The following is a 24714-nucleotide window of genomic DNA, read 5'->3' as shown; positions in this document are numbered from 1 at the left end:
GCTTCTTCGCTCTTGCGGGTGGCGTCTTCCTGGTGGCAGGCTTGTGTCGCGTTTAGGTGAAGTCCTTGGCGGCCTTTGCCAAGGCCTTGGCCTGCGCCGCCGGATCGAGGGCGATGCGCGGGTTGGCCGCGGAGACGGTCACGGTCGCGGTGGATTCGGCCAACTCGGTGGCCAGGTCACGCACGGTCCCGTTGAAGGACGCCTTGCTGCCCGGCTCGATCTCCTTCACGTCGGTCGGAAGGCCTATCTTGTCCAGGATCGCAATGAACGGATCGGGATCGAGTTCCTCGACGTTCACCATCGTTCGGACATCCCATGCGCCTTGTGCGACAAGGATGGCCGCCGCGACCGGCGGCACGCCCGCCGTGTAGCTGATACCCTGGGACTCGACTTCGTCGTAGCACGTCTTGTGATCCGAGACCTGGTAGATCAGCACCTCCCGCGCCTTCCCGTTCTTCCAGCCCTTCAGGAAGTTACCGATGCACGTCTTGCCTGTGTAGCCGGGCGCGAGCGTCTTCGGATCCGGCAGCAGCGCTTTGACGACTTTCAGCGGCACCACCTGTTGGCCCGCGGCGAGGGTGACTGGCAGGTGCGACAGGAAACCCAACGTGCGCAGCACGGTGAAAACATTGATGTAATGGTTCCCGAAGCCCATCCAGAAGCGGATACTGTTGGCGTCTATGTTCTTCGAGAGCGAGTGCAGTTCGTCGTGCCCGTTGAGGTAGATGGGGCACGGGCCCACCGCCGGGAAGTCGTAGACGCGCTTCACGGAGTGGGTTGGGTACTCCTTCCATTGCCGGTCAATCCACGTCCAGACCTTGATGAACTCGCGGAAGTTGATCTCGGGATCGAAGTTCGTCGCGAAGTATCTGCCGTGACTCCCCGCGTTGACGTCCATGATGTCGATCGTGTCGATCTTGTCTAAGTAGTGCTTCGCGGCCAGCGCGCAGTAAGCGTTCACCACACCCGGATCGAACCCTGCGCCGAGGATGGCCGTCAGCCCCTTCTCCTGGCAGCGGTCGCGGCGCTTCCACTCGTAATTGGCGTACCACGGCGGCGTTTCGCAGACCTTGTCCGGCTCTTCGTGAATCGCCGTGTCCAGGTAGGCTGCGCCGGTCTCCATGCAGGCCTCCAGGACCGACATGTTGATGAAGGCATTGCCGAGGTTGATGACGATCTGGGAGCCCGTGTCGCGGATAAGCCGCGCCGTTGCCGGGATGTTCAGCGCATCAATCTGGCGGGAGTAGAGTTTCCCGGCCGGGTCCTTGAGGTGACCCTTCCGGCGTACGCTCTCGATGATCTCGTCGCACTTGGCTTGCGTGCGTGAGGCGATGCAAAGGTCGCCCAGCACGTCATTATTCATCGCCGCCTTATGAGCAGCGACGCGGGCCACGCCGCCCGCCCCGATGATCAACACATTTTTCTTCATGAAGCTGCTCCCTTACGAATGGCTTGTGCGGAAATCCTTGTAGCCGAAACGCCGTACCATATCCAGCGTCCCATCCAGTCGCCGCACACAGATGGCCGGCATCGGCAGGCCGTTGAACCAGTTCTTCTTGACCAGCGTGTAGCCGGCCGTGTCGGCGAAGCGAACGGTGCTGCCCGGCTTGAGCCTGGAGGCCAGCTGATAGCTACCGAAGATGTCGCCGGCCAAGCATGAGCGCCCGGCGATGATCACCGGGTGGGGCCCGGGGCGGGGCGATGCGATCTTGGCCGGAATGCGGTAGATGAGCAGATCGAGCATGTGCGCCTCGGTCGAGGCGTCTACGATGGCGATCTCCGCCTCGTTGTGCACGACGTCCAATACGGTGGTGACCAACTCGCCGGCCCCCGTGATGGCGGACTCCCCGGGTTCTAGGTACACCTGGACACCGAAACGCCGGCTGAATTCTTTGAGCTTCGCGCAGAGTGCCGCCAGCGGGTAGCCGCGCTTCGTGAAGTAGAGTCCCCCGCCGAGGCTTACCCACTCCAGGCGTTGGAGAAGCGAGCCGTACTGCCGCTCGATAAGGCACAGGTTCCTGGAGAAATCGGAGAAGTCGTCGTTCTCGCAGTTGAAGTGGAACATCACGCCGCTCAAGCGGTCTGCCACGCGTTCGAGTTCCTTCGGATCGCGCACCCCGAGCCGGGAGTGCCGTCCGGCCGGGTCGGCGAGGTCGAAGTGCGAATAACTGACGCCGGGATTCACGCGAATTCCCACGGGCAGGCCGCGAATGTCGTCCGCGAACGCCTCCAATTGCGGCACCGAGTTGAAGATGATCTTGTCCGCGTAGCGGCAGACCTCGCGGATTTCCGCTCCGGAAAAGGCGACGCTGTAAGCGTGCACCTCCTTGCCGAACTTCTCGTAGCCGAGCCGGGCCTCATACACGCCGCTGCTGGTGGTGCCGTCCAAGTACTGCTGCATGAGCGGAAAGACGGTCCAGGTGGAGAAGCACTTGAGCGCCAACATCGACTTGGCCCCCGAGGACTCCCGCACGCGCTGGATGATCTTCAGATTCCGCAACAGCTTGCGCTCGTCTATTAGGTAGTACGGGGTCTTCACATGGGTCTCCGAAGCGCAGCCGACCGGCGCACTTTTGCACCCCACTTCCGAACGGTCAAGCGTGGGCAGGGTCGCCCATGACGTCTAAATCGCTTGGGGTATTCCTCACCCTCGCTGAGGGACAAGGATAGGAAATTCAAGGCCACCTTCACAGTATCTCTTGCGTTTCAGTCGTAGTCAATCTGGGAACTTGTGTCGAAGGAACCTGAACGGCCCGCCACTGCATGCACGTTGTCTGTGCCTGAGGCCACCCGACGAGCGACGTCTGTTCGTCTGTTGCCCGACCACGCGATGCGCTGATCGAACTCGTCCCGCCAAGGATTTGCTTCGCGGCATGTTCCGGTGCAGGTTGCGCTTGCGGATCGCTCTCGTCCGGCGCGACGCCCGCGATCTCCCACAGCGGCTGCGCGCGTGCCGGCATCAGGCGTGGCGGTGAGGTCGGCTCACCCAGATAATGGTTAATGAGATCTCACTCTCATGTCACAAGTTTAAGCCGATAGCTGGTCAGTAAAGTAAGGGGCTGACAGCCCGAAGCGGTAAGCTTTTGTTGCGAAACGAACGGCAAACTGCAGCGAGGTCAGCCCGAATGAAGGATAGTAAAGCTGCTCGATTACGGCGCGGTGCGATGGCACTACGCCAACAATTTACCAACCCGCGAGACGGCGTCTTCAGTCGCGTACTGGGCGATGCGGAAATCGCTGCGCTCGTCACCGCGCATGTCAAAGACTATCGTGAGCGTATCTACCCGCCGCTCGATACCCTATCCGTGGACAAGCACCTGATGATTGTGACCGACTAGTATATCGTTCCATCAATATAATTACGTATTATGCGATTTCGAGGTCGAATTTCTTCCAGCGAAAGACAACTGGGGTGGCGTTCATTTCATCGATACCTTTCAGGATGCGCGCTTTGAGTTCATGAATCGAGGCGACGCGGATATGGCGGAGGAAGGTCCGGGCCATTTTCGAGAAAGCGCATTCGATCAAGTTGAGCCAAGAACCATGCTTGGGTGTATGAACATACTCGAAACGTCCGGGTCGCGTCGCCAAGTAAGCCATCGTCTCTTTCGAGATGTGGGCCGAGTGATTGTCGAGGACGACACGGATAATGGCCTCCGGCGGGTAGTACGCATCGATTGAACGGAGCAAACCGATGAATTCGCAACTGCGGTGCCGATCTTCAACCTGGGCAAACACATGGCCGGCGTGCAAGTCGATGCCGGCCAGGATCGATACGGTTCCATGGCGGACGTACTCGTAATCCCGACTCACCGTCGGTGCTTTGCCGGGAACCGGTGGCCGGTCAGGCGCCGTCAAGCCAATCGCTTGAACGCCGGGCTTTTCATCGACACTGACCGTGTAAATCGGGTTCGGCCGTCCATCATGAACGGCGCCTTCGGTGTAGAGGGAAACGTCCCGGTAGACCATCAGCACCTCATGCGTAACCGGTAACTCTGCGGCGTTCTTTCCAGCGCCGATCGTGCTGTCGACAATGTCCTCCTCGAATCACGAAACGCGGAGGAGGCCAGGATGGCCAAGGCAGGGGAAGGGTCGCGGGTGCGGCGTAGCGCGAGCGAATGGGAGGCGTTGCTGTCGCGATTTCCGGGCAGCGGTTTGAACGTTGCGACCTTCTGCAAACGCGAAGGGATCAGCGATACCAGCTTCCATCGCTGGCGCACACGTCTGGGCATCGCCCTCGACAGTCAGGACAAGGCCAGCGGCCAGCCGGCCACCTTCGTCGACGTCGGCCCTCTGAGCACAACCACGGCGACGCCCGCTCGTTTCCACCTCACCCTCGACCTCGGCGGCGGCCTGATCCTGCAGCTGGAGCGCCGCTGATGTTTTTCCCTGAAGGCCAAATCCGCGTCCAAGTCTATGGCCAGCCGGTCGACCTGCGCAAATCCTTCGACGGTCTGTACGCGATCACCCGTCATGTCCTCGGTCAGGACCCGCTGAGCGGCCAGCTCTTCGTCTTCTTCAATCGCCGTGGCACTCAGGTGAAGGTGCTCTACTGGGATCGCAGCGGCTTCTGCCTGTGGGCCAAGCGTCTCGAAGAAGGCCGTTTCGTCGCCAACTGGGATAAAGTGCGCACGTGCGAAATCGACTGGACCGGTCTGAAACTGCTCCTCGAAGGGATCGAGCCGGGACGCCGGAAGAAGCGTTATCACGCCTCTGGAGCGCCCATAAAAACGCTTCAAAACAGCGGCTTGTGTTAAAATGCACGCATGGATTCAGCACGTTACCAGACGGTTTACAACCTCGAACAAGCCGCGGCATTGTGCCCGCAAGAGGTGCTGGATCTGTGCCAGACGCTGTCTGCTGAAATCACCGCACTGAAGCAACAAATCGACTGGTTCAAGCGCCAGATCTTCGGCCAGAAAAGCGAACGACGCATCGACGTCACGCCGAGCGGCCAACTGAGTCTCGGCGAGTTCCCGACGCCCCCACCAGGTTCTGAGTCACCAGGTCGCCCCGTCGCCGCGCATACCCGTCAGCCGACCAGCAAGCGTCCCAGTGACGAAAGCGTGCCCTTCTTCGACGAGAACCGCGTCCCAGTCGAAGTCGTCGAGCTCACCGCGCCGGAAGTCGAAGGCCTCTCTCCCGAGGACTACGAGGTCATCAGCCACAAGGACAGCTATCGCCTGGCGCAACGGCCGGGTAGCTACGTGGTGATCAAGTATCGCCGGCCGGTAATCAAGCTCAAGAGTAACCAGACACTGGTCTGCGCCAACGCGCCGGCCGGTGTCATTGAGGGCAGCCGGGCCGACGTCAGCTTCGTCGCCGGACTGCTGATTGACAAATTTGCCTACCACCTGCCACTGTATCGCCAGCATCAACGCCTGGCCGATGCGGGAATCACCGTCAGCCGGCCGTGGCTGACGCAGATCGGGCAACAGGGCATCACTCTGCTCGAACCGATCTACGAGGCGCAGTTTGCCTCGATCCGCAGCTCGCGCGTCAAGGCGATGGACGAGACGCCGATCAAGGCCGGACAGGGCGCACCCGGCAAGCTGAAAGCGGCGTACTTCTGGCCGGTGTATGGCGAAGGCGACGAAATCTGTTTCCCCTTCTTCGCCAGTCGCGAGTTCAAGCACGTCGAGGCGGCCCTCGGACTGACCGCCGCCGAAGGCGCGGTGCTGTTGTCGGACGGCTATCAGGCCTACAGTCATTACGCGGCGCAGATCGGGATCACGCACGCCCAATGCTGGGCGCACACGCGTCGTAAGTTCTTTGACGCGCAAGACGCGGAACCAGAAGCGGCAGCGCAGGCACTCGCGCTCATTGGGGACCTGTATCAGGTCGAAGAGCGCATCCGCGAGCAAAAGCTCACCGGTGCAAGGGAAGCGCGACTATCGTCTGGAGCATGCCAAACCGATCGTCGAGCGTTTCTTCGCCTGGGTTGGCGAACGCTTCGCGGCGCAGGGGCTGTTACCGCGCAATCCGCTGACCAGGGTGCTGGCCTACGCGCGCGATCGACGATGGGGACTGGAGGTCTTCCTCGCCGACCCGGACGTGCCGATCGACACCAATCACCTCGAACGCGCCCTGCGGGTGATTCCCCATGGGGCGCCGCTCCTGGCTGTTCTGCTGGACGGAGTTCGGCGCCAGGCAGGTCGGGATCATCCAGAGCCTGATCGTTACCTGTCGGCTGCATCAGATCGACCCCTACGATTATCTCGTCGATGTCCTGCAGCGCGTCGCCGAGCACCCCGCCGACCGCGTCCATGAACTCACGCCACGGGTCTGGAAAGAACTGTTCGCTCAGAACCCGCTGCGCTCGCCTTTGTACGCGTTGCCGAAGTAGGGGCGCTCGACGCCGCGTAGTTGCCGGTTACCCTCATGCATCTTCCGGTCGAAGTCGGGATCCCGTTTCTCCAGATAGTAGGTGATCTTGTGGGGTTTGAGTTGTGGTTTGCATCAAGAATCCGCCAGACCGTGCTCTTGCCCGCACCGGCAAGCCGTGGGAAGCCCGATGCCGCTGCCTGTTCGGCCACATGGCGGGCCAGCGCCGAGATGCTCCACAACTCCGCAGCCAGTCCAAACTCCCTTGGTTTGGTGCACGCTACGCTGACCACCCAAGCCTTGGCCTCCTCAGTAATCTCCGGGGCGTGAGGCCGGTGGTAGGCATCCTTCAATCCGGCTTGAATGCCCGCCGCAAGCGCCTTGTCGATGCATTTGTAGATCATCGGCCGGCTGACGCCCAACTGCCGCTGAATCTCGGTGATCGATACGCCCTGCGCGTATTTGAGCAGCACGCCGGCACGCTCCACTTCGCGCAACGGCGCCGTTCGCGACGCCGCCAATTCAGACAACCTGGACCTCTGCTCGTCTGTCAGCAACAGTGCTGCTCGCCCGCTTGTCCGCCCCATGATCACCTCCACGTCAAATGCTAAGACAATCATGGCAATTAACGGCACGTTTGTAAATATATTAATGGAACGTACTACTAGACTGTGGTCGGGCTGGCAGGAAGACTATCCGCTGCCATACGTCAGTCCGAACGCACCGAGCAAAGCTGAAGTGTTTGGCACCTGGATGCTGTCGATCCTTTCGGGTCACAGACGCTACTCGCACGTCACCGCGATCCGCTGCGACGGCGTCAATCCAGGGCTCCTGGGCATGAGGAAAGTGATCAGCGAAGATGCGCTGCGTCGGGCATTGGCGGCAACCCCAGAAGCCGAAGGCGTCGCCTGGCTGGACGGACACCTGAACGAGAGCACGGCGCCATTGCTCGATGCACCCTGGATTTTCGATGTCGACACCACCGTGAAGCCCCTCTACGGCAAGCAGGAAGGGGCGGTCGTCTCCTACAACCCGAAGAAACCAGGGCGTCCCTCGCACACCGATCACACCTACCTCATGGCCGGCCTGCGGTTGGTCGTTGGCGCCGAGGTCAAGGCGGGTGACGAACACTCGGGCAGTCACAGTCTGCCGGGTCTGCTGAGAATTCTGGATGCCCTGCCACCCAAGCGGCGCCCCAAGATGGTTCGCGGCGATTGCGGCTTCGGCTCCGATCCCTTCATCGCGCCGCTGGAAGAGCGGGGGCAGCCTTACCTCTTCAAGCTGCGCCTGTCGAAGAACGTCAAGCGCCACATTGAGCGTGTCTTCTGGGAAACCGGCTGGACCGATGCAGGTCAGGGATGGGAAGGCAAGGACGGCCGTCTGAGCCTGTCCGGGTGGAAGGCGTCTCGACGGGTGGTGATTCTGCGCCGTCCCCTCAAGGGCGCAATGATGATTGCTCAGGAGGACGATGGTCAAGGACTGCTCGGCTTTGTCGAGACCGACCGCAAGACCGGCAAACAAGCGACAGGCTACGAGTATGCCGTCCTGGTCACCAACCTCGATCACGAGATTCTTTCGCTGGGGCAACTCTATCGAGATCGGGCCGATGCGGAGAACGCCTTCGACGAACTGAAGAATCAGTGGGGATGGGGTGGATTCACGACGCACGACCTGCATCGTTGCCAGCTCTCGGCAAGAGCGGTGGCGCTCATCTACGACCAAAGGAAGTCCCCGTGGGACAACTGCTGGAGTCTCTTCGTCCGACTGGCCAACCCGGAGGTCCGCCGCGAGGCCATCACCAGCAGGCCGTGGTTGATGTCCGCGGTCGGCCGCAAAACCGAGCATGCCGGACAGACGACGATCACCCTCACTGGTTTGCACGCGCATTTCGGCCAGGCCCGTGAGGTTCTGCAACGTGTCTCAGCGCAACTTCAGGCTTGGGCAGCATGCGCTGCGGAGCAGTTGAACTTGACCACCGTCTGGAACCTCGTCTGCGATCATTTCAAGCGCACCCTGGCCGGCGTCGGACCGCCTCAATCTCGCCGATTACTCGCAAATCATGCGAATGGAATCGGCTAACTGCGGTTTTTAGGATGAGTCCAACCTGTATCGCTGATCCCATGGACCACCTGTTCTGGAACGGCATCCACCCAACGACTCAGGGCCATGAGTTGATAGCACGGCCGGCGCTGGCCGAAATTCCCGAGCCCGAAACTCTGTTGTTGCTGGCCATCGGCCTGATCGGCATTGTCGTGACCTGGCACCAGGCGGCCTACGCGCCCAGTTGTCACCCATCAGCCCCGCTGCGGTGGCGCTTTTTTATGCTCCGCGCTCTTGTCGGGCGATAATGTCTGCCGGCGGTATTTTCTCCGCCCTGAAAAAGCAAGGAATCCAAATGACTATGAAGAGGACAGATCTCGAGAAGAATCGTGGTCTCAAGATCAATGGCAAACTGGGGGCAGGCGGTAGCCCGAATCGCTTTGCGGCGGGTGCATCCAGCGTCGTGGATAGGCGTGAGCAGCGCCGGCTGGATCGGGAATCCGGGCAGGTCCCCTTTGCCTGCAAGCTGCCGGCGGATCTGGTGAAGCAACTTCATGAGCGCGGGGGTGCGCATGAAGGCGGAATCAACGTTTTCATGGCGGAACTGATCTCCGGGGCACTCATCAAAGCGAAGTGAGGATCATCGCTCGGTGGGCCCGTTTTCAGGTCTTTTGACCGGTCGACCGCGACATTCCCGCCACCCAGCCTCGTGGCAGTCCTACACCACCCCGGTCGTCGTCTGGCGTTTCGAGGCGGACAACGACACCGCGCTGACGCGCATCCAGGGCGATTTCCGGCGGGCGATCAACGCAGTCTGGCCAAGGGTCGAAGTGCCGTTCTGAGCGAAGCACGATGCTCACAACCGCGAGGTCAAACAGAAATATGAGTAAATTGGATTTTTCAATTCACTCTGACCCCTTTCGCTTGCTCCGGAATAAGTTCCGACCCACACAGGAAAACGGCCGCCCCGAGGGCGGCCGCAGTGTTAGTGAGTGTCCACATAGCTGCTCAAGCGCGAGCCATGTTTGCGCTTACTGACAGACGTCCATAGTCGGCACGCCGGTCGGCACACCAGGGAACGGTTTCACCGGCTTCCCCAGAGCCATCGAGAAGTAGGGATTGCATGCGGGCGGCTTGCGCGCGGTAGTGACGCGGACCTCGTTTGAACCCACCCCTTCCTTGCCGCCGATGACCGGGCGCACCGTGTAGGTGTAGAGGGTCGCAGGGGAAAGGCTGGCATCCACCAGGAAAGTCTGGTTGCTGGCTTTGCCCAAGGCAGCCGGAGTCTTACCGGCCCTTGCACGATAAACGCGATAGCCGGAAGCGCTCTCCACCGCTTGCCAGCGCAATACGGCCTGGTTGGCGCTTTTGTCCACCACTATCAGGCGGGTGACCGGGCCGGCGATGCTGGCCGGGGTCGTAGCCGAACTCTTGTTCGCCAGCTTTTCCACCATGCGCCAGACCGCAGCGATTTGCACCCCATCCTTGGTGGCGTAAGTGCCGGCCTTGGCGCCCAGGGTGCTCATGTCCTGAGTGTCGTTATAGCCCCACCAGTCCCAGCAACCATTGGGGTTGATGGGTAGCCGCATACCCAGGGTAGGTATGGATTGGGGATAGAGCACGACGATATTGTTGGCATCGGCCCATTCATTCACGCCGGCGTTGTCGACGAAGTCGGTGCCTAGTGTGGCGGCGCTTTGCATACAGCCATGGAAGACGATGTGCAGGCGGCAGCGCTGGCCGGCCTTGCACGACTCGGGCACATAGACATAGCCGGTCTCGCCCATCGCGATGTCGTCCGGCTTGTCGACCGGCGTGCCATCGCGCTGCTTGAGGTAGGGCACTTGGCTGAAGGCCAGAGGCTTGGTGCTCAGCTTGCTGCTCTCGGTGCGGGCGAGCGGGCCATAGAACAATTGCAGGGCGGCGCCGGCGGCGTCGTACAACTGACCGCTGACGGGCGGTTGGTCGCCACAGATGTTGATGAACTTGCCGCCGGTGGTTGGGCAAAGGTTGCACGAAGACGAGCCTGAGCCGCTGCAAGCCGCGGAAATCTGTGCATGGGCGGCGTTCAGGCTGTCCTTGTGGAAAATCTGGCTCTTCGGTGTGAAACGGCCGTACCAGTCCACCAGGGCTTGCGAGACTGGCCGCTTGACGACGCCGTCGTTATAGCCGTGAAATACCCACACGGCCTGGTTCTCCAGGTTGCTGACTGGGTCAATCATGCCCTTCGCTGACCAGTCGCGGGCCGCACGTTCCATTTGCTTGAGGTCGTCGGAGGTAATCGGCCGCGTCGGAATCATGGGGTCGCCCTGCATGCAGCGGCCCATGGCGATGGTCGAAGCGGATCCACCAAAGGATGATTGAAGCGCACAGAAGTAGGGGCCGCCGGCGGTGATTGCCACGCCCTTAACCGACGCCGACTTGGCGACGCCGACTTGCACCGCCATGAAAGCACCGGATGAAATGCCGGAGACGGTGGTCTGCTTGATATCGATATTCAGTTCCGGCAGGTCCGCCGGTAGATTGGCCCCGTGGCCAAGGTTCATGGTAAGGGCGATTGCCAGGCCGGCAAACGTTTGCAGCATCTTCTGGCGCATGATGGTTCTTTCAGGAAGTGGTGAAAAATGCCGAATAGCATAACGTGGCATTGTGTGTTGCACAATCGATAAAGGATGGGGATGAACGAAAGGGAATCCAACCGGGCTTCGGGGCGAATGGCGGCGCCGGGTGCAGAAGGCAATCGCCGATTTTTGGCCAGCATGCGTCACGATTTGCAGAAAATCCTTCTGAATAGCACCCCAAGCACTGCCCGCGACCCAGAGATTGGCAACATACCATTCAGTTCCCTGTCATCGACGATCTAGTGGCCACAATGGGCTGAGGGGCACTCCAATCCTCGAAACTTAGCACGAGGTCATACGGCAGATTTATAAGCATGGGACAAGTGAGGTTTCCGCTGATTTGGGCGAGTTCGGCATTGATCAGGGATGAATTTCTCGAGGTTTTTGACGATTTCCGAGAAGATTTCCCGAGTGACTCGGGTGGTGATTTTCTGCACCCCTGCCAGGACGCGAGGCAAGAGTCGACGTAGCGTAGGAACGGACTTGCTGCCAGGGCTTTTAAACGGGCAGGACGGGCTGGCGAAACTGGTGGAAGCGGTGCTCAATCAAGTACTGGAGGCGCAGGTGACGGAACCCGCCGCCACGCATACAGTGTCGCTTCTGTTACGTTGAACGCCCGCGCCAACACCGACACCGTCTCATTCCCCGGCGCCATCATTCGCGACAATACTTTCTGCTTCAGTTCCTTCGGATATCTCACGTCGTCCTCTTCCTCGCCCCTGCTGTTCTGGTCTGAAGTCTAAATCAGACCAAAGGGACAACTATCCCAATCCTCTTGACTTAGCGCGTTTGCATATTTTACAGCCGCCGCGATAAGCCGGCCATATCGGGGTAGAATTGGGTCTCGTAACGGATTGATATTTATAGGTTAAATATGCCGTCCTAAATATGTCAATGTGCTTTTCAGGCTTGCGGACTTCATTCAGAGCACAGCCTTTCGCGAAGCGGCTCGCCGTGATTCCCGGAATTTCACGCGCAGCCGTGGATTGCCCTTCACCGATCTGATCGCTTTCCTGCTCAGCGGTGTGCGTGGGGCCGTGCAGGGCGAACTCGATGCGTTCTTCACGCTGCTGGCGCGGCGAACCCGCTTGTCTCGGGTGGTGACCGCCAGTGCGTTCTCGAAGGCGCGTAGCCGCCTCTATGCGAATGTCTTCGATCCGCTCAACACAGAGTTGCTGCGGCTGGTCGATGAAGCCCTTCCCGGTCAGCCGCTCTGGCAGGGATTGCGGGTTCTGGCCGCCGATGCCTCCAAGGTTCGCTTGACCTTGCTCAACGCGGAGGGCAAGCGGTGTGTGCGCGAGGCGACGCTGTTCGGCTTGTTTCGTCCGGGCATCGAGTTGTTCGATTCGCTGATCCTGCACAGCCCCCTGGTTGGTGAGCGGCAGATGCTGTTCGAGCGCCTGGACCGGATTGACCGCCACGACATGCTGCTGCTCGACCGCGGTTACCCGGGCGCGTGGCTGGTGGCCGCCTTGCTGCATCGGGAGATTCCCTTTTGCATGCGCTGCGATTCGTCGTCGACCTTTGCCGCCATCACGCAGTTCATGCGCTCCGGCCAGGACGACACCGTGGTGACCCTGCCACCGCCGAATTGCCGGGATGCCGTCGATTATGAGTGTCCCCGCCAGGCCTCGACCGTGCGCCTGATCCGCCAAGTGACACCCGCCGGTAAGGTGCGCGTGCTCATGACGTCCTTGCTCGACAGTGCGCAGTATCCGGCGCCTGCATTCGCAGATCTCTATCATCGGCGCTGGCGCATCGAAGAGGCCTTCAAGCGCCTCAAGCATCGCCTGTCGCTTGAGCATACGTCTGGCTTGACCTGGCTCGCGGCCTGTCAGGACGTCGGCGCCAAGATGCTCTGCGACAACCTCAATGCGCTGGCGGTCTATCTGGCCACGGAGCACCTCATCGCCCCAGATTCGCCGTGGCGTATCAATCGCACCTTGGCTTTCTCGCATCTGCGCCGTCTGCTGCCCCAAGTGCTCACCGGCCGCCTTCGCTTGACCTCGCGCATCGTCGCCGCACTGTTCTCCGAGATTGTCCTGAACCTTCAAAAATTCATCCCCAACCGAAACCGACCGCGACCTATTCGACCCAAGCCACACAAGTCTCATGCCTACAAAACCGCTCCATGACAAGATGCTAAGTCACGAGGATTGGCCAGACTCACTCCCCTACAGCACCCATACGGGGGCCTACTGCCGCGCTCGCCAACGTATGCCAACGGCGATGGTCAGCACTTTGGCCGGTCACACAGGTCAATGGCTGACGGCCCACGCCCCAGCGGCTTGGCACTGGCGAGGTCGTCCGGTTCGCTTGGTTGATGGTGCCACTGTCATCATGCCTGATACCGAGGCCAATCAAACTGACTTTCCCCAGCCGCGAAGTCAGCAGCCTGGATTGGGGTTCCCGCAATGCCGACTTGTCGGCCTGATCTGCCTTGGCAGCGGTGCAGTGCTCAATGCCGCCATCAGCGCTTGTCGTGGCAAGGGAACCGATGAGCAGTCCTTGCTGCGCCTTCAGCTCGATACCTTGGCGCGTGGTGACGTGCTGTTGGGCGACGCCTTCTTTGCCACCTATTTCCTGCTGTGCGCCCTGGCCGAGCGTGGGGTGGATGCGGTCTTTGAACAGCATGGATCACGCCAACGTACCACCGATTTCAGCCTCGGCCAGCGCTTGGGGGAGCGAGATCACCTGCGGGTACTACCCAAGCCGGCTATCAAGCCAGGCTGGATGTCTCAGGATGATTACGCGCAGGCGCCGACGAGTCTGACCGTGCGCGAGCTTCGTGCCGGCGGCAAGACGCTGGTTACTACCTTGTTGTGCCCGAAGCAAACGTCCAAGGATTCCATCAAACGGCTGTACCGGGATCGCTGGCATGTCGAACTTGACCTGCGCAACATCAAGACTACCTTGGGTATGGAGCAACTGAGTTGCCAAACCCCCGACATGGCCGTGAAGGAGATCTGGGTCTATTTGCTCGCCTACAATTTGATCCGATTGATGATGGCGCGCGCAGCGCTGCTCAGCGGTTGCTTGCCCCGGCAGTTAAGCTCCAAGCATACGGTACAAGTTTGGCTCGCGTGGGCACCTCACGCCTTTCAGGGCAATATCACCTGCCCTGATGAACTCTTCGCACTCATCGCACGGCAAATCGTGGGCAATCGCCCCGGACGCATCGAACCTCGTGCCATCAAACGACGACAGAACGCCTACCCATTACTCACCAAGCCGCGCTCCATCGCTCGCAACATCGTCCGCACTCAGGGACATCCCAAAAAGCTTAAGTAAGTGCCATTCTGGTCCGTCCCCTATTGTTCTCTGGAGCAGACCTCTTTCGCTTTGTCGCTTAGGCGAAAAAGTCCACGGCGCCCGTCTTCAGGTCGTAAAATGCGCCCGCGATCTTGACTGTACCGGCTTTTTCCAGTTCGGCGATCACCGGGCTGTTCTTGCGGATGCTGGCCATGGTCAGTTCGACGTTCTTGCGCGCCACCGCATCGACGAATGCCGCGTTGCCGGCCGTGCGGTCGCCGCTGTAAGTCGTCGCCTTGATGGCTGGCTGGATCTTCGCGAGCAATTGCGTGAGGTTGCCCAGCTTGGCGTCCGCAATGGCACCTGCCACCGCGCCACAGGCCGAGTGCCCCATCACCAGGATGACCTTGGCGCCGGCCAGCTTGGTCGTGAACTCCATACTACCCAGAATGTCGGGGTTATCGATATTGCCGGCCACCCGGGCGTTGAACACGTCGCCCATGCCCAGGTTGAACAGAATCTCGGCCGGCGCGCGCGAATCGATGCAGCTCAGCAATACGCCTGCGGGAAACTGACCGGATGCCGTCATGCGCGCTTCCGCGAGGAAATCGCGCTGGATCTTGCGCCCCTCAAGGAAGCGAAGGTTGCCGTCCTTCCATTTCTGGAGGATCTGGTCCGGCGTCATCTTGTCGCGCGCTTCTTTCGTCAGCGCCATGGCCACGGGGCCCTTGGCGGTGGTGTCCGCCGCGTGGGCACCACTGGCGCCGAGCAACCCGGCGGCGGCCGCAGCCGTGGATGCCTTGACGAAGGCGCGCCGGGAAGGCAGATGCACACATTGTTCCGGATGGTTCTTATCGGATTCGCACATGAGACAGGTCTCCTGATCAGTCAGTTTGCAAACAGAAGGCAGATGGGATTTTCACTCTCATTCCGCCAGAAAAAATTATTTCACCCGGAATCAAGCCATCGGGTGAGCAAAAACTTTAAAAGCATTGTATTTGAAAATTCACGGCACCTCACGCGTAAACAGCCTGGGCGGCATCGGCGGCAACCGGTCCACCGCCGCGGTAAGTTCCCGCACCCAGACCTTGTGCAACTTCTCGAGATAGTCCGAACCCGAATCGTTAAAAGGGGAAAGCCCATGTTTTTTCGGTGGTCAGGCTGTCATGCAGCCAGGCCGGATCAAGGTCTGCGCCATTAGGCCAGATGAGTACGCCAAGTTCAATCCGGACCTGTGCGAAAAAATCTGCACTAGCCAGAGGAGCGTAGATGCCGGGGTTCGTGCTTGTTTTTATCGCTGAAAGAGCGGCAATGCCTGACGAGCCGTCGCGGAAGGTCAGGGCGAGCCGATGATCCGGCAGGACTGAAACAGCCTGGATACGCCATGGCGCGGCAGGAATTACTCCAGCGGCCGAATTTTCCTGGGCTGTTGTCTGGCTTGGCATAAATCCCAATCCTCCGTCAGTTCATGTCGGTGTTCGATCGCCCATTCTATTGTCAGATTCATCGCCCGCCGGGGCAGGCTGCCAGCGATTACCTCCAGCGTTCAAATGTTTACCAGCGCCTCGCGTTCGCCATACAGTGCATGAAAGTAAGAAGGTAAATGTTCCCGCCAGAACATCTGAATCACGATACCGAAAGACTGGCTGATAGTTGGCATCGTCTTTTTCTCAGGCCATCCGTTCCGGCAGCACGTCGCGCAGCAGCACGGCGGCGTCGCGGATCATTTTCTCGGTGGTATCCCAGTCGACGCAGGCGTCGGTAACCGAGCAGCCGTAACGGAGCTGGCTGAGGTCGACGGGGATCGGCTGGTTGCCGGCTTCGATATTGGACTCGATCATGACGCCGATCAGCGACTTGTTGCCGAGGCGGACCTGGTTGACGATGTCGGCCATGACCAGCGGCTGCAGTTCCGGCTTCTTGAAGCTGTTGGCGTGCGAGCAGTCGACAACGATGTTGTTTGGCAGCCCGGCCTTGGTCAACGCCTGCTCGACCATCGCGATGGATACGGTGTCGTAGTTCGGGCGGCCGTCACCGCCGCGCAGGACGATGTGGCCATGGCGGTTGCCGCGGGTACGGACGACGGCAACGCGGCCCTGGCCGTTGATGCCGAGGAAGGAATGCGGCTTGGAGGCCGACAGGATGGCATTGACCGCGACACCGAGGTCGCCGCTGGTACCGTTCTTGAAGCCGACCGGGGTGGACAGCCCGGAGGACATTTCGCGGTGGGTCTGCGATTCGGCAGTGCGGGCGCCGATCGCGGTCCACGTGATCAGGTCGCCATAATACTGGGGCGAAATCGGGTCGAGCGCCTCGGTGCCGGTCGGCAGGCCGAGTTCGGCAACGTCGAGCAGGAACTGGCGGGCTTTCTCCATGCCGACGTCGACGCGGAAGCTGTCGTCCATGAACGGGTCGTTGATGTAGCCCTTCCAGCCCACCGTGGTGCGCGGCTTTTCGAAATAGACACGCATGATCAGCTGCAGCGTGTCGCCGACTTCGTCGGCCAGCGCCTTGAGGCGGCGGGCGTAATCGAGGCCGGCGACCGGGTCGTGGATCGAGCAGGGGCCGACGACGACGAAGAGGCGCGGGTCCGTGCGCTCGAGAATGCCGCGCAGCGTGGCGCGGCCATGCATGACGGTGTGTGCGGCGGCCAGCGACAGCGGCAGGCGGCTGTGGATATCCTCCGGCGTCGGCATGGTGTCGAAGGCGGTGACGTTGACGTTTTCGATGTCGATGGTGCTCATGGCTTACTGGCTCAGTTGGCGAATCATGTCTTTGACGGCGGCGACCTTGTCGTTCAAGGTCGGGCAATGGCGCAAAAATGAAATTTTATCCTGTCCGGCCAGCTTATAGCTGCGGTTCTTCTGGATCAAATTGATAATCCTGATCGGGTCGATAGGCGCCAGTTTTGCGAATTCCGGACCGAACTGAAGTGTGATCTGGTCGACCGAGGCGTCGAGCTTCTGGATGCACAGCGGCTTGACCAGCAGGCGCAGGCGGTGCGTTGCCAGCAGCGACTGACCCTGGAGCGGCAGTTGGCCGAAGCGGTCGATCAGTTCCTCCTGCAGCGCGTCGAGTTCGTCGGCGCTGTCGCAATTGGCCAGGCGCTTGTACAGTGTCAGGCGCTCATGGACGTCGGGGCAGTAAGCGTCGGGCAGCAGGGCCGGCGTGCGCAGGTTGATCTCGGTACCGGTTCCCAGCGGCTGGGTGAGGTCGACAGCGTCGAGGTGCTTGCCCTGCTTGAGCGCGGCGACGGCGCGGTTGAGCATGTCGGTGTACAGATTGAAGCCGACTTCTTGCATCTCGCCGGACTGGTTGTCGCCCAGCACTTCGCCGGCGCCACGGATTTCGAGGTCGTGCATGGCGAGGAAGAAGCCGGAGCCGAGTTCTTCCATGCCCTGAATCGCCTCCAGACGCATTCTTGCCTGCCTGGTCACCGCCTTCGCGTCCTGTACCAGCAGGTAGGCATAGGCCTGGTGGTGCGAGCGGCCGACGCGGCCGCGCAGTTGATGCAATTGTGCCAGACCGAACTTCTCAGCGCGGTTGATCAGGATGGTGTTGGCGTGCGGGTTGTCGATGCCGGTTTCGATGATGGTCGTGCACAGCAGGACGTTGGCGCGCTGGCCGGTGAAGTCGCGCATGACGCGCTCGAGTTCGCGCTCGTTCATCTGACCGTGGCCGATGACGATGCGCGCTTCCGGCACCAGCTTTTCCAGCTTGTCGCGCATGTTGGCGATCGTGTCGACTTCGTTGTGCAGGAAATACACCTGGCCGCCGCGCTTCAGTTCGCGCAGCACCGCCTCGCGGATGATACCGTCGGAGAAGTTGCTGACGAAAGTCTTGATCGCCAGGCGCTTCTGCGGTGCGGTGGCGATCACCGAGAAATCGCGCAGCCCTTCCATCGACATTGCCAGCGTGCGCGGAATCGGCGTCGCCGTCAGGGTCAGGACGTCGACCTCGGCGCGCATCGATTTCAGGATTTCCTTCTGGCGCACGCCGAAGCGGTGTTCCTCGTCGATGACGACCAGCCCGAGTTGCTTGAAGCGGACGTCCTTGCCGATCAGCTTGTGGGTGCCGATGATGATGTCGATCTTGCCCTCGGCCAGTTCCCGCAGCGCCTGCGCCGATTCCTTGGCGGTCTTGAAGCGCGAGATTTCGGCGATTTTCACCGGCCAGTCGGCGAAGCGGTCGACGAAGGTCTGGTAATGCTGTTCGCAGAGCAGGGTGGTCGGACAGAGCACGGCAACCTGCTTGCCGCCGGCCACCGCGCCGAAGGCGGCACGCAGTGCGACTTCGGTCTTGCCGAAGCCGACATCGCCGCAGACCAGGCGATCCATCGGCTTGCCGGAGCGCATGTCTTCGATGACGGCAGCGATGGCTTGCGCCTGATCATGGGTTTCCTCGAAGCCAAAACCGTCGGCGAAGGCTTCGTAATCGTTTTCCGAAAAACTGAAGGCGTGGCCCTGACGGGCGGCACGGGCGGCATACAACGCGAGCAGTTCGGCGGCGGTGTCACGCGCCTGCTCGGCGGCCTTGCGCTTGGCCTTTTCCCACTGACCGGAACCGAGGGTGTGCAGCGGGGCGTTTTCCGGGTCGGCGCCGGAATAGCGCGAGATCACATGCAATTGGGCCACCGGCACGAAGAGCTTGGCCTCGTTGGCGTAGTGCAGTTCGAGGAATTCCTGTTCGCCGAGACCAAGGTCCATGCGCACCAACCCACGGTAGCGGGCGATGCCATGGCTTTCATGGACGACCGGGTCGCCGACCTTGAGTTCGGTCAGATCCTTCAGCCAGTTGTCGAAAGTGGCCTTGCGTGCCGCTTCACGCCGGGTGCGGCGCGGGCTGCCGGCGAACAACTCGGTTTCGGTGATGAACGCCAGTTGGTCGAGCGCAAAACCGGTTTGCAGCGGGCCGATACCGAGCGCCAGTTTGGCATCGCTGCCGACAAATCCGGCAAAATCGGCGTTGGCTTCGGGCTTGATGCCGTGCTCGGCAAACATTGCGGCCAGCGTTTCGCGCCGGCCGGCGGTTTCGGCGAGCAGCAGTATGCGACCGCCAAAACTGGCGAGATGGCTTTTCAGCGCGCCGAGCGGGTTGTCGCTGCGGCGGTCGACCGCAAGATTGAGCAGTTTTCCGGCGGAGCTTTCATTTTTGGCCGGAATTGCCAGTCGACCGTAGGATTTTGCGGCACTGAAGAAGGCTTCGTCGGTCAGGAACAATTCTTCCGGCGCCAGCAGTGGCCGTGCCTTATCGCCTTGCAGCAGGTTGTAGCGAGAGCGGGTATCGCTCCAGAAGGCGGCAATCGCGCCCGGCGCATCGCCATGCGTGACGAACAGCGCATCCGGCGGCAGGTAGTCAAAGAGGCTGGCGGTTTCGTCGAAAAACAGCGGCAGGTAATACTCGATGCCGGCGCTGGCGATACCGGTCGAGATATCCTTGTAGATACCGGATTTTGCCGGATCGCCCTCGAATCTCTCGCGGAACGCCTGACGGAAATGTGTGCGCCCCTTGTCGTCGAGTGGGAACTCGCGGGCCGGCAGCAGGCGCACTTCCGGCACCGGATAAACGGTGCGCTGGGTATCAACGTCGAAGGTCTTGATGCTTTCGATCTCGTCGTCGAACAGGTCGAGCCGGTAGGGCAGTTGCGAGCCCATCGGAAAGAGGTCGATCAGGCCGCCGCGAATCGAGTATTCGCCGGGCGACACGACCTGCGTCACATGTGCGTAGCCGGCCAGCGTGACCTGACTGCGAAACTTGTCGGCATCGAGTTTCTGGCCCTTCCTGAACTCGAAGGTATAGGCCGCCATGAATTCCGGCGGCGCCAGCCGATTGACTGCGGTCGACGCCGGAACGAGCAGGATTTCCAGATCGCCCTGCAAGGCAGCCCACAGCGTGGCCAGGCGCTCGGAAACGAGATCCTGATGCGGCGAGAAATGATCGTAGGGCAGGGTTTCCCAGTCCGGCAGCAGGCGCACCTTGAGGCCGGGCGCAAACCACGGGATTTCCTCCAGCAGGCGCTGGGCGTCGGCAGCGCTGGCGGTAACGACGGCGAGCAGGCGGCCCTTGCTTTGACTGGCCAGTTCGGCCAATGCCAGGGCATCGGCGGAACCGGCCAACGGTGGCAGATCGACGCGGGCGCCGGGCTTGGGCAGGGCGGGGAGGGAAAGCAGCGGGCGGGCAACGGGCACGGCAGATCAGTCAGCTAGAGCGGGTGGGGATTATAGCGGTGATGAGCGAATTACCTACCAGCCAGGTCGTGCACGGTACTTAGGCCTGGCTGCTAAGCAAACGGCCTTGTCGGCGTGCCACAATTTGGCTTAGTCTTGCTGCACTGGCCGTTGAACACGGCTTCCCTTACTACTTGCAAACCCATGTTACGTCTCCTTTTTTCCAAGTCTCGCTATATCGTTATTGTTCCCATCGTCGGTACGCTGATTGCGGCATTCGGACTCATGCTTTACGAGACGATGGCCATGGTTACGGCGCTGATTGAAATTGTCCAGAAAGGTGTCTTGGTGCAGAAGGAGGTCAAGGCGCTGGCGGTGGGGATGATCGAGGCGGTCGATATTTTCCTGATCGCCATCGCGATGTACATCATCAGCGTCAGTTTATTTACGTTGTTCATAGACAATACGCTGCCCTTGCCGCAATGGCTGGTCGTTCCCGATCTTGAGGCGGTCAAGGCCAGTCTGGTCAGTGTCGTGATCGCCGTTCTTGCCGTCCTGTTCTTGCGCGCAGCGGTGGCCTGGGATGGTGGGCCCGATTTCCTTGGTTTCGGTATTGCGATGGCGATGGTGATCGCCGCGCTCAGTCTTTATCTTGGCTTGAAGGGTGGACGGAAGAAAAGTTGAGCATTGTCGCGGTCAACCGCGAAAAAAAGCCACTTTTCCCATCCTCTGTTTAAGCGCTGGGCTGTAGCGGAATCCGTCATGTCCCGAAGGCCTGGCCGTAGCGGCGGATGTCGTGTCCGTCGCGGTCGGTCAGCCCCGCTGCATCGAATACGGACATGCCGTACGAATTGCTCTACGCCTTGTAAGCGCGTAACGTAGGCACTTGGAGCTTTGCTCGGACACGACATTCTGGAGTGAAGAATGGAAAAAATCTGGTTGCAGTATTATCCGGCCGGTGTGCCGCATGAAGTGGATGCGGCAGCATTCATGTCCATCCTCGATGTATTTACGCAAAGTTGCGCACGTTTTCGTGGGTTGCCGGCCTTTTCGAGCCTGGGAACGCGCATGTCTTACGGAGAGCTCGACCGCCTGACCCGCGATTTTGCCGCCTATCTGCAGACGCATTGCGGGCTGGTCAAAGGCGATCGGCTGGCGATCATGCTGCCCAATGTGCTGCAGTATCCGGTGGCGCTGTTCGGGGCATTCCGCGCCGGCCTGGTCGTCGTCAATTGCAACCCGCTCTACACGCCACGCGAATTGGCGCACCAGCTAAAGGATTCTGGCGCGCGGGCACTTGTGGTGCTGGAGAATTTTGCCCATACCGCCCAGCATGTACTTGGCGAGACGGCGGTCGACACGGTGATCACGACCGGACTGGGCGATCTTTTCCCGCCGTTCAAGCGTCTGGCTACCAATCTGGCGATCAAGTACGTCAAGAAAATGGTGCCGGGCTGGCATATCCCGGGTGCTGTGAATTTCCGCAAGACGCTGGCTGAGGGGCGGCAACTGGCGCTCGTCCCGGTGCCGCTGACGCCGCGCGATATTGCCTTTTTGCAATACACCGGCGGCACGACCGGCGTCCCGAAGGGCGCGATGCTGTCGCACGGCAATATGGTGGCCAACCTGCAACAGATTTCGGCCTGGATCGGCCCGCGATTCGCCGAGGGCGTCGAGGTCGTCGTAACGCCTTTGCCGCTTTACCACGTGTTCGCGCTGACGGCGAACCTGCTGACCTTCTTCAAGTGGGGTGCGCTAAATATCCTGATTGCCAATCCGCGCGACATTCCCGCGCTGGTGGCCGAGCTGGGCCGGCAGCCATTCACCGCCATCACCGGTGTCAATACGCTGTTTGGTGCGCTATTGCGCGATCCCGGATTCGCCAAGGTCGATATGCACGCGCTGAAAGTTGCTTTTGGTGGCGGTATGCCGGTGCAACGCGCCGTGGCCGAGCAATGGGCGAGCGTGACTGGTTCCTATCTGATCGAAGGCTACGGGCTGACCGAAGCGTCGCCGCTGGTTGCCGGCAACCCGCTCGATACCCGGGCTTATACCGGCACGGTCGGCCTGCCTTTCCCGTCGACCGAGATAAAAGTCTGCGACGAGTCGGGCGCAGAATTGCCGCTCGGCGAGGTCGGCGAAGTTCTGGTGCGCGGCCCGCAGGTCATGCAGGGCTACTGGCAGCAAGCGGAGGAAACCGCGAACGTGCTGAGCGCCGATGGCTGGTTGAAGACGGGCGACATGGGCTTCATGGACACGCAGGGGCGGGTCAAACTGACCGATCGCAAAAAGGACATGATCGTTGTTTCCGGCTTCAAGGTTTTTCCCAACGAGGTCGAGGAAGCGGTCATCACTCATCCTGGTGTGCTCGAAGTGGCGGCCATCGGCGTTGCCGACGAACGGGCCGGCGAGGCGGTGATGATTGTCGTCGTGCGGCGCGATAACGCGTTGACGGCCGAGGCGCTGATCGCCCATTGCCGCACGCAACTGACCGGTTACAAGGTGCCGCGCCACGTTGTGTTCAGCGACACGCCACTGCCCAAGACGCCGGTCGGCAAGATCCTCCGTCGGCTGGTACGAGTTGATGCTCAAGATGCATCGTAGAACCCGATTGTGAGCAATCTTCCCCTGCGCTGGAAATCGCCGAACGGTTCGCGGCTGAAGATGCGGCTGATGCGTCCCGGCGATGCTGAAAGCGTCAAGAATTCGCTGAACCAGCTTTCTCCGCTCGCCCGCCGCCATCGCTTTTTCGGACCGGTCCGCGAATTTACCGATCCGATGGTGAGCCAGTTAGTTGATGTTGACCCGGCCCGGGTCTATCCGCTGGTGGTGTTGCATCGCACCAAGGGGGCCCGGGTGACGGTTGGCGGCGGGCGCTTTGTTATCGACGAGACGGGCAAGGCTTGCGAGTTTTCGCTGGTCATCAGTGACGACTGGCAGGGGCAGGGCATCGGCCGCCGCATCCTCGGCGAATTGATCGCGGAGGCGACGCGACGCGGCCTGCAGCGAATCATCGGCGATGTGCTGGCGGAAAACCCGGCCATGCTTGCGCTCGGACGTTCCATGGGTTTTATGCTGCAGGACAGCGAGGAAGGACCGTCGGTCAAACGCCTGATACGCACGTTACCCAGGCGGCAAAAGCCGCTGGTTGAGCGGTTTTTCGGGAGACCGCAGGGGCCGCGCGACAAGCGGCACGGCTGAAGCCGGCTAAATTCCCTGGGTGCGCTTTGCCTGCTGCCAGGCGAGAACGGCTTGCCCGGAGTGCGCCAAAATTTCGCGGTAGCGTTCGGACGGCATGGCGTGCCGCAGCGACTCAAACAAAGCCTGGGTGCTTTCCTGTGCGACGTCGCTGGCAGCGCTGTCGTTGAGCAGAGCAATCTGGATGTTGGCGAGCGCATCGGCCAGCAGGCGCCAGCCCAGTATCGGCATGCGCTGGTCGAGGCCGAGCATCAGACCGCCCAGCGCTTGCAGAATGGCGCGGGCTTCTTCCGGCGTTTCGCAGGCAGCCATGGCGTGCCATAGCGCGAGGTGGATGCTGCGCCTAAGTGCGATCTTGAAGTCGATGGCGTTGCTTTCGATGTGCTCGATCTGGTTGAAATACCACTGGAAACGTGCGTCCACCTGTGGGCCCAGCCCGTTGCGTAGCGCGCCGATCAGCGCTGAAAGTGCCGGAATCGCCGTCAGGCTGAATGCCTGGCTGTAAGCCAGCCCCCATTGATCGAGGCCACCGATCAGCAGGGCCATGCGCGCGGCCCGGGCTTCCGGGCTGCTGCCGGCCTGGCACCAGTTGCGGCATTGCTGTTCGAGTTGGCCGACCTTGCTGCCAAGCACCGCCGGTTCGGCGGAAATGGTTTGCCGGAAGATTTCGGCAAAAATGTCCTGCGCCATGCGTGCGGCGAGCTTCTGGATGTCGGCACCGGCGTGGATGGCCAGGGTGTCGAGGGGAAGGTGGGCAGGTGTGCTCATCGGGGTCTGCAAACAAAACGTGGGCGTATTTTAAGTCAGCCCTGAATCACCTCGCCCAAACCAGCTGATTTTTGGCTGTTTCTGGACGTCGACCGCAACAATCCGCTATTTTGGCCGCTTTCAAGGCGAGATGAATCGGAATGCACCGTGGCCCGAAAGCCGGTCTGTTGCGGCCGAGGGTCGGGTCCGAGCGTCCGGCGATGGCGGTCGCGCAGTGCGGAAAATGTGGCGTCGACGGCCTGTCTTGCCGGGCTGCCACGATCATGACAGCGGCGCCTTGCGGCTTTGGCATTACAATGGTCCTTGGCGCTTCCGATCCGGCGGCCGCTCCCGGTGTCGGTTGC

The 24714-nt window shown here is 60.9% G+C and carries 21 protein-coding genes and 4 pseudogenes; 13 read left to right on the top strand and 12 right to left on the bottom strand.

Annotated features, from left to right (window positions below):
• Window positions 1-52 precede the first annotated feature (52 nt).
• Together IPP03_06600 and nspC are read right to left on the bottom strand one after the other, a co-directional pair.
• Window positions 53-1429, bottom strand: a complete 1377-nt coding sequence (locus IPP03_06600) for a saccharopine dehydrogenase family protein (protein ID MBL0352321.1) — start codon at window positions 1427-1429, stop codon at window positions 53-55.
• 12 nt (window positions 1430-1441) lie between these two features.
• Window positions 1442-2539 (bottom strand): carboxynorspermidine decarboxylase, encoded by a 1098-nt coding sequence (gene nspC, locus IPP03_06595; protein ID MBL0352320.1) that lies wholly within the window; start codon window positions 2537-2539, stop codon window positions 1442-1444.
• Window positions 2540-3125: 586 nt separating this feature from the next.
• On the opposite strand from nspC, the gene IPP03_06590 reads away from it, so the two are divergent.
• On the top strand, window positions 3126-3338 hold the full coding sequence (locus IPP03_06590; protein ID MBL0352319.1) for a hypothetical protein: 213 nt from the start codon (window positions 3126-3128) through the stop codon (window positions 3336-3338).
• Between the two features lie 28 nt (window positions 3339-3366).
• On the opposite strand, the pseudogene IPP03_06585 reads toward IPP03_06590, so the two are convergent.
• Window positions 3367-3978: pseudogene (locus IPP03_06585) on the bottom strand (IS630 family transposase).
• Window positions 3979-4071: 93 nt separating this feature from the next.
• Here IPP03_06585 and IPP03_06580 point away from each other — a divergent pair.
• The 3 genes and pseudogenes from IPP03_06580 to IPP03_06570 all read left to right on the top strand — a co-directional run bounded on the left by IPP03_06580 (window position 4072) and on the right by IPP03_06570 (window position 6346).
• Window positions 4072-4380, top strand: a complete 309-nt coding sequence (locus IPP03_06580; protein MBL0352318.1) for an IS66 family insertion sequence element accessory protein TnpB — start codon at window positions 4072-4074, stop codon at window positions 4378-4380.
• Window positions 4380-4757 carry an IS66 family insertion sequence element accessory protein TnpB gene (gene tnpB, locus IPP03_06575; protein ID MBL0352317.1) on the top strand — a complete coding sequence of 126 codons (378 nt, stop codon included), beginning with the start codon at window positions 4380-4382 and terminating at the stop codon, window positions 4755-4757. Before IPP03_06580 ends, tnpB begins: the two co-directional genes overlap by 1 nt.
• A gap of 9 nt (window positions 4758-4766) precedes the next feature.
• Window positions 4767-6346, top strand: a pseudogene (locus IPP03_06570) (IS66 family transposase).
• On the opposite strand, the gene IPP03_06565 reads toward IPP03_06570, so the two are convergent.
• Window positions 6273-6911 carry a helix-turn-helix domain containing protein gene (locus IPP03_06565; protein ID MBL0352316.1) on the bottom strand — a complete coding sequence of 213 codons (639 nt, stop codon included), beginning with the start codon at window positions 6909-6911 and terminating at the stop codon, window positions 6273-6275. The pseudogene IPP03_06570 and the gene IPP03_06565 overlap by 74 nt on opposite strands.
• A gap of 76 nt (window positions 6912-6987) precedes the next feature.
• Between IPP03_06565 and IPP03_06560 the strand changes: the two are divergent.
• The 4 genes and pseudogenes from IPP03_06560 (at window position 6988) to IPP03_06545 (ending at window position 9206) form a co-directional block, all read left to right on the top strand.
• Window positions 6988-8403 (top strand): annotated as a pseudogene (locus tag IPP03_06560) (transposase).
• Window positions 8404-8444: 41 nt separating this feature from the next.
• Window positions 8445-8672, top strand: coding sequence for a PEP-CTERM sorting domain-containing protein (locus IPP03_06555; protein ID MBL0352315.1), 228 nt, complete (start codon window positions 8445-8447; stop codon window positions 8670-8672).
• 53 nt (window positions 8673-8725) lie between these two features.
• Entirely contained in the window at window positions 8726-9001 is a 276-nt protein-coding gene (locus IPP03_06550; GenBank protein MBL0352314.1) for a hypothetical protein, read from the top strand.
• Between the two features lie 13 nt (window positions 9002-9014).
• Window positions 9015-9206 carry a hypothetical protein gene (locus IPP03_06545; GenBank protein ID MBL0352313.1) on the top strand — a complete coding sequence of 64 codons (192 nt, stop codon included), beginning with the start codon at window positions 9015-9017 and terminating at the stop codon, window positions 9204-9206.
• Window positions 9207-9395: 189 nt separating this feature from the next.
• On the opposite strand, the gene IPP03_06540 is transcribed toward IPP03_06545, so the two are convergent.
• Both IPP03_06540 and IPP03_06535 read right to left on the bottom strand, forming a co-directional pair.
• The gene (locus IPP03_06540; protein MBL0352312.1) at window positions 9396-10961 is read right to left on the bottom strand and encodes a hypothetical protein; all 1566 of its coding nucleotides are present in this window, start codon (window positions 10959-10961) and stop codon (window positions 9396-9398) included.
• A 565-nt stretch (window positions 10962-11526) separates the two neighbouring features.
• The gene (locus IPP03_06535; protein ID MBL0352311.1) at window positions 11527-11685 is read right to left on the bottom strand and encodes a transposase; all 159 of its coding nucleotides are present in this window, start codon (window positions 11683-11685) and stop codon (window positions 11527-11529) included.
• A 172-nt stretch (window positions 11686-11857) separates the two neighbouring features.
• Here IPP03_06535 and IPP03_06530 point away from each other — a divergent pair, with 172 nt between their 5' ends.
• Complete coding sequence (locus IPP03_06530) at window positions 11858-13120, top strand: IS4 family transposase (protein MBL0352310.1); 1263 nt, start codon at window positions 11858-11860, stop codon at window positions 13118-13120.
• Window positions 13098-14276: an IS4 family transposase gene (locus tag IPP03_06525; protein MBL0352309.1), complete on the top strand. Its 1179-nt coding sequence runs from the start codon at window positions 13098-13100 to the stop codon at window positions 14274-14276. The genes IPP03_06530 and IPP03_06525 overlap by 23 nt, the downstream gene beginning before the upstream one ends.
• A 58-nt stretch (window positions 14277-14334) precedes the next feature.
• On the opposite strand, the gene IPP03_06520 is transcribed toward IPP03_06525, so the two are convergent.
• The 5 genes and pseudogenes from IPP03_06520 to mfd form a co-directional block, all read right to left on the bottom strand.
• On the bottom strand, window positions 14335-15105 hold the full coding sequence (locus IPP03_06520) for a twin-arginine translocation signal domain-containing protein (GenBank protein MBL0352308.1): 771 nt from the start codon (window positions 15103-15105) through the stop codon (window positions 14335-14337).
• Window positions 15106-15361: 256 nt separating this feature from the next.
• Window positions 15362-15682 (bottom strand): DUF2442 domain-containing protein, encoded by a 321-nt coding sequence (locus IPP03_06515; protein MBL0352307.1) that lies wholly within the window; start codon window positions 15680-15682, stop codon window positions 15362-15364.
• Window positions 15637-15897, bottom strand: a pseudogene (locus IPP03_06510) (DUF4160 domain-containing protein). Before IPP03_06510 ends, IPP03_06515 begins: the two are co-directional and overlap by 46 nt.
• A 10-nt stretch (window positions 15898-15907) precedes the next feature.
• Window positions 15908-16981, bottom strand: coding sequence for a 3-deoxy-7-phosphoheptulonate synthase (locus IPP03_06505; protein MBL0352306.1), 1074 nt, complete (start codon window positions 16979-16981; stop codon window positions 15908-15910).
• 3 nt (window positions 16982-16984) lie between these two features.
• Window positions 16985-20425 carry a transcription-repair coupling factor gene (mfd, locus tag IPP03_06500; GenBank protein MBL0352305.1) on the bottom strand — a complete coding sequence of 1147 codons (3441 nt, stop codon included), beginning with the start codon at window positions 20423-20425 and terminating at the stop codon, window positions 16985-16987.
• A 183-nt stretch (window positions 20426-20608) separates the two neighbouring features.
• Here mfd and IPP03_06495 point away from each other — a divergent pair, with 183 nt between their 5' ends.
• From IPP03_06495 to IPP03_06485, 3 genes are all read left to right on the top strand, one after another.
• Window positions 20609-21088, top strand: a complete 480-nt coding sequence (locus IPP03_06495; GenBank protein ID MBL0352304.1) for a YqhA family protein — start codon at window positions 20609-20611, stop codon at window positions 21086-21088.
• Between the two features lie 240 nt (window positions 21089-21328).
• Window positions 21329-23008 (top strand): AMP-binding protein, encoded by a 1680-nt coding sequence (locus tag IPP03_06490; GenBank protein ID MBL0352303.1) that lies wholly within the window; start codon window positions 21329-21331, stop codon window positions 23006-23008.
• Between the two features lie 9 nt (window positions 23009-23017).
• Entirely contained in the window at window positions 23018-23605 is a 588-nt protein-coding gene (locus IPP03_06485) for a GNAT family N-acetyltransferase (GenBank protein MBL0352302.1), read from the top strand.
• A gap of 6 nt (window positions 23606-23611) precedes the next feature.
• Here IPP03_06485 and IPP03_06480 read toward each other — a convergent pair whose 3' ends face one another.
• Complete coding sequence (locus IPP03_06480) at window positions 23612-24370, bottom strand: hypothetical protein (GenBank protein ID MBL0352301.1); 759 nt, start codon at window positions 24368-24370, stop codon at window positions 23612-23614.
• Window positions 24371-24714: the final 344 nt, after the last annotated feature.

The sequence above is a fragment of the Candidatus Dechloromonas phosphoritropha genome (assembly GCA_016722705.1).
GTDB classification, from domain to species: domain Bacteria; phylum Pseudomonadota; class Gammaproteobacteria; order Burkholderiales; family Rhodocyclaceae; genus Azonexus; species Azonexus phosphoritrophus.
Note: the sequence above shows the minus strand (reverse complement) of the source record. Positions and strands in the feature narration are given on the sequence as shown.

Coding starts and splice junctions, on each gene's coding strand:
- IPP03_06600 (MBL0352321.1), bottom strand. CDS start 1,429: ATGAAGAAAAATGTGTTGATCATCGGGGCGGGCGGCGTGGCCCGCGTC.
- IPP03_06590 (MBL0352319.1), top strand. CDS start 3,126: ATGAAGGATAGTAAAGCTGCTCGATTACGGCGCGGTGCGATGGCACTA.
- IPP03_06580 (MBL0352318.1), top strand. CDS start 4,072: ATGGCCAAGGCAGGGGAAGGGTCGCGGGTGCGGCGTAGCGCGAGCGAA.
- tnpB (MBL0352317.1), top strand. CDS start 4,380: ATGTTTTTCCCTGAAGGCCAAATCCGCGTCCAAGTCTATGGCCAGCCG.
- IPP03_06565 (MBL0352316.1), bottom strand. CDS start 6,911: ATGGGGCGGACAAGCGGGCGAGCAGCACTGTTGCTGACAGACGAGCAG.
- IPP03_06555 (MBL0352315.1), top strand. CDS start 8,445: ATGGACCACCTGTTCTGGAACGGCATCCACCCAACGACTCAGGGCCAT.
- IPP03_06550 (MBL0352314.1), top strand. CDS start 8,726: ATGAAGAGGACAGATCTCGAGAAGAATCGTGGTCTCAAGATCAATGGC.
- IPP03_06540 (MBL0352312.1), bottom strand. CDS start 10,961: ATGCGCCAGAAGATGCTGCAAACGTTTGCCGGCCTGGCAATCGCCCTT.
- IPP03_06525 (MBL0352309.1), top strand. CDS start 13,098: ATGCCTACAAAACCGCTCCATGACAAGATGCTAAGTCACGAGGATTGG.
- IPP03_06520 (MBL0352308.1), bottom strand. CDS start 15,105: ATGTGCGAATCCGATAAGAACCATCCGGAACAATGTGTGCATCTGCCT.
- IPP03_06515 (MBL0352307.1), bottom strand. CDS start 15,682: ATGCCAAGCCAGACAACAGCCCAGGAAAATTCGGCCGCTGGAGTAATT.
- IPP03_06505 (MBL0352306.1), bottom strand. CDS start 16,981: ATGAGCACCATCGACATCGAAAACGTCAACGTCACCGCCTTCGACACC.
- IPP03_06495 (MBL0352304.1), top strand. CDS start 20,609: ATGTTACGTCTCCTTTTTTCCAAGTCTCGCTATATCGTTATTGTTCCC.
- IPP03_06490 (MBL0352303.1), top strand. CDS start 21,329: ATGGAAAAAATCTGGTTGCAGTATTATCCGGCCGGTGTGCCGCATGAA.
- IPP03_06480 (MBL0352301.1), bottom strand. CDS start 24,370: ATGAGCACACCTGCCCACCTTCCCCTCGACACCCTGGCCATCCACGCC.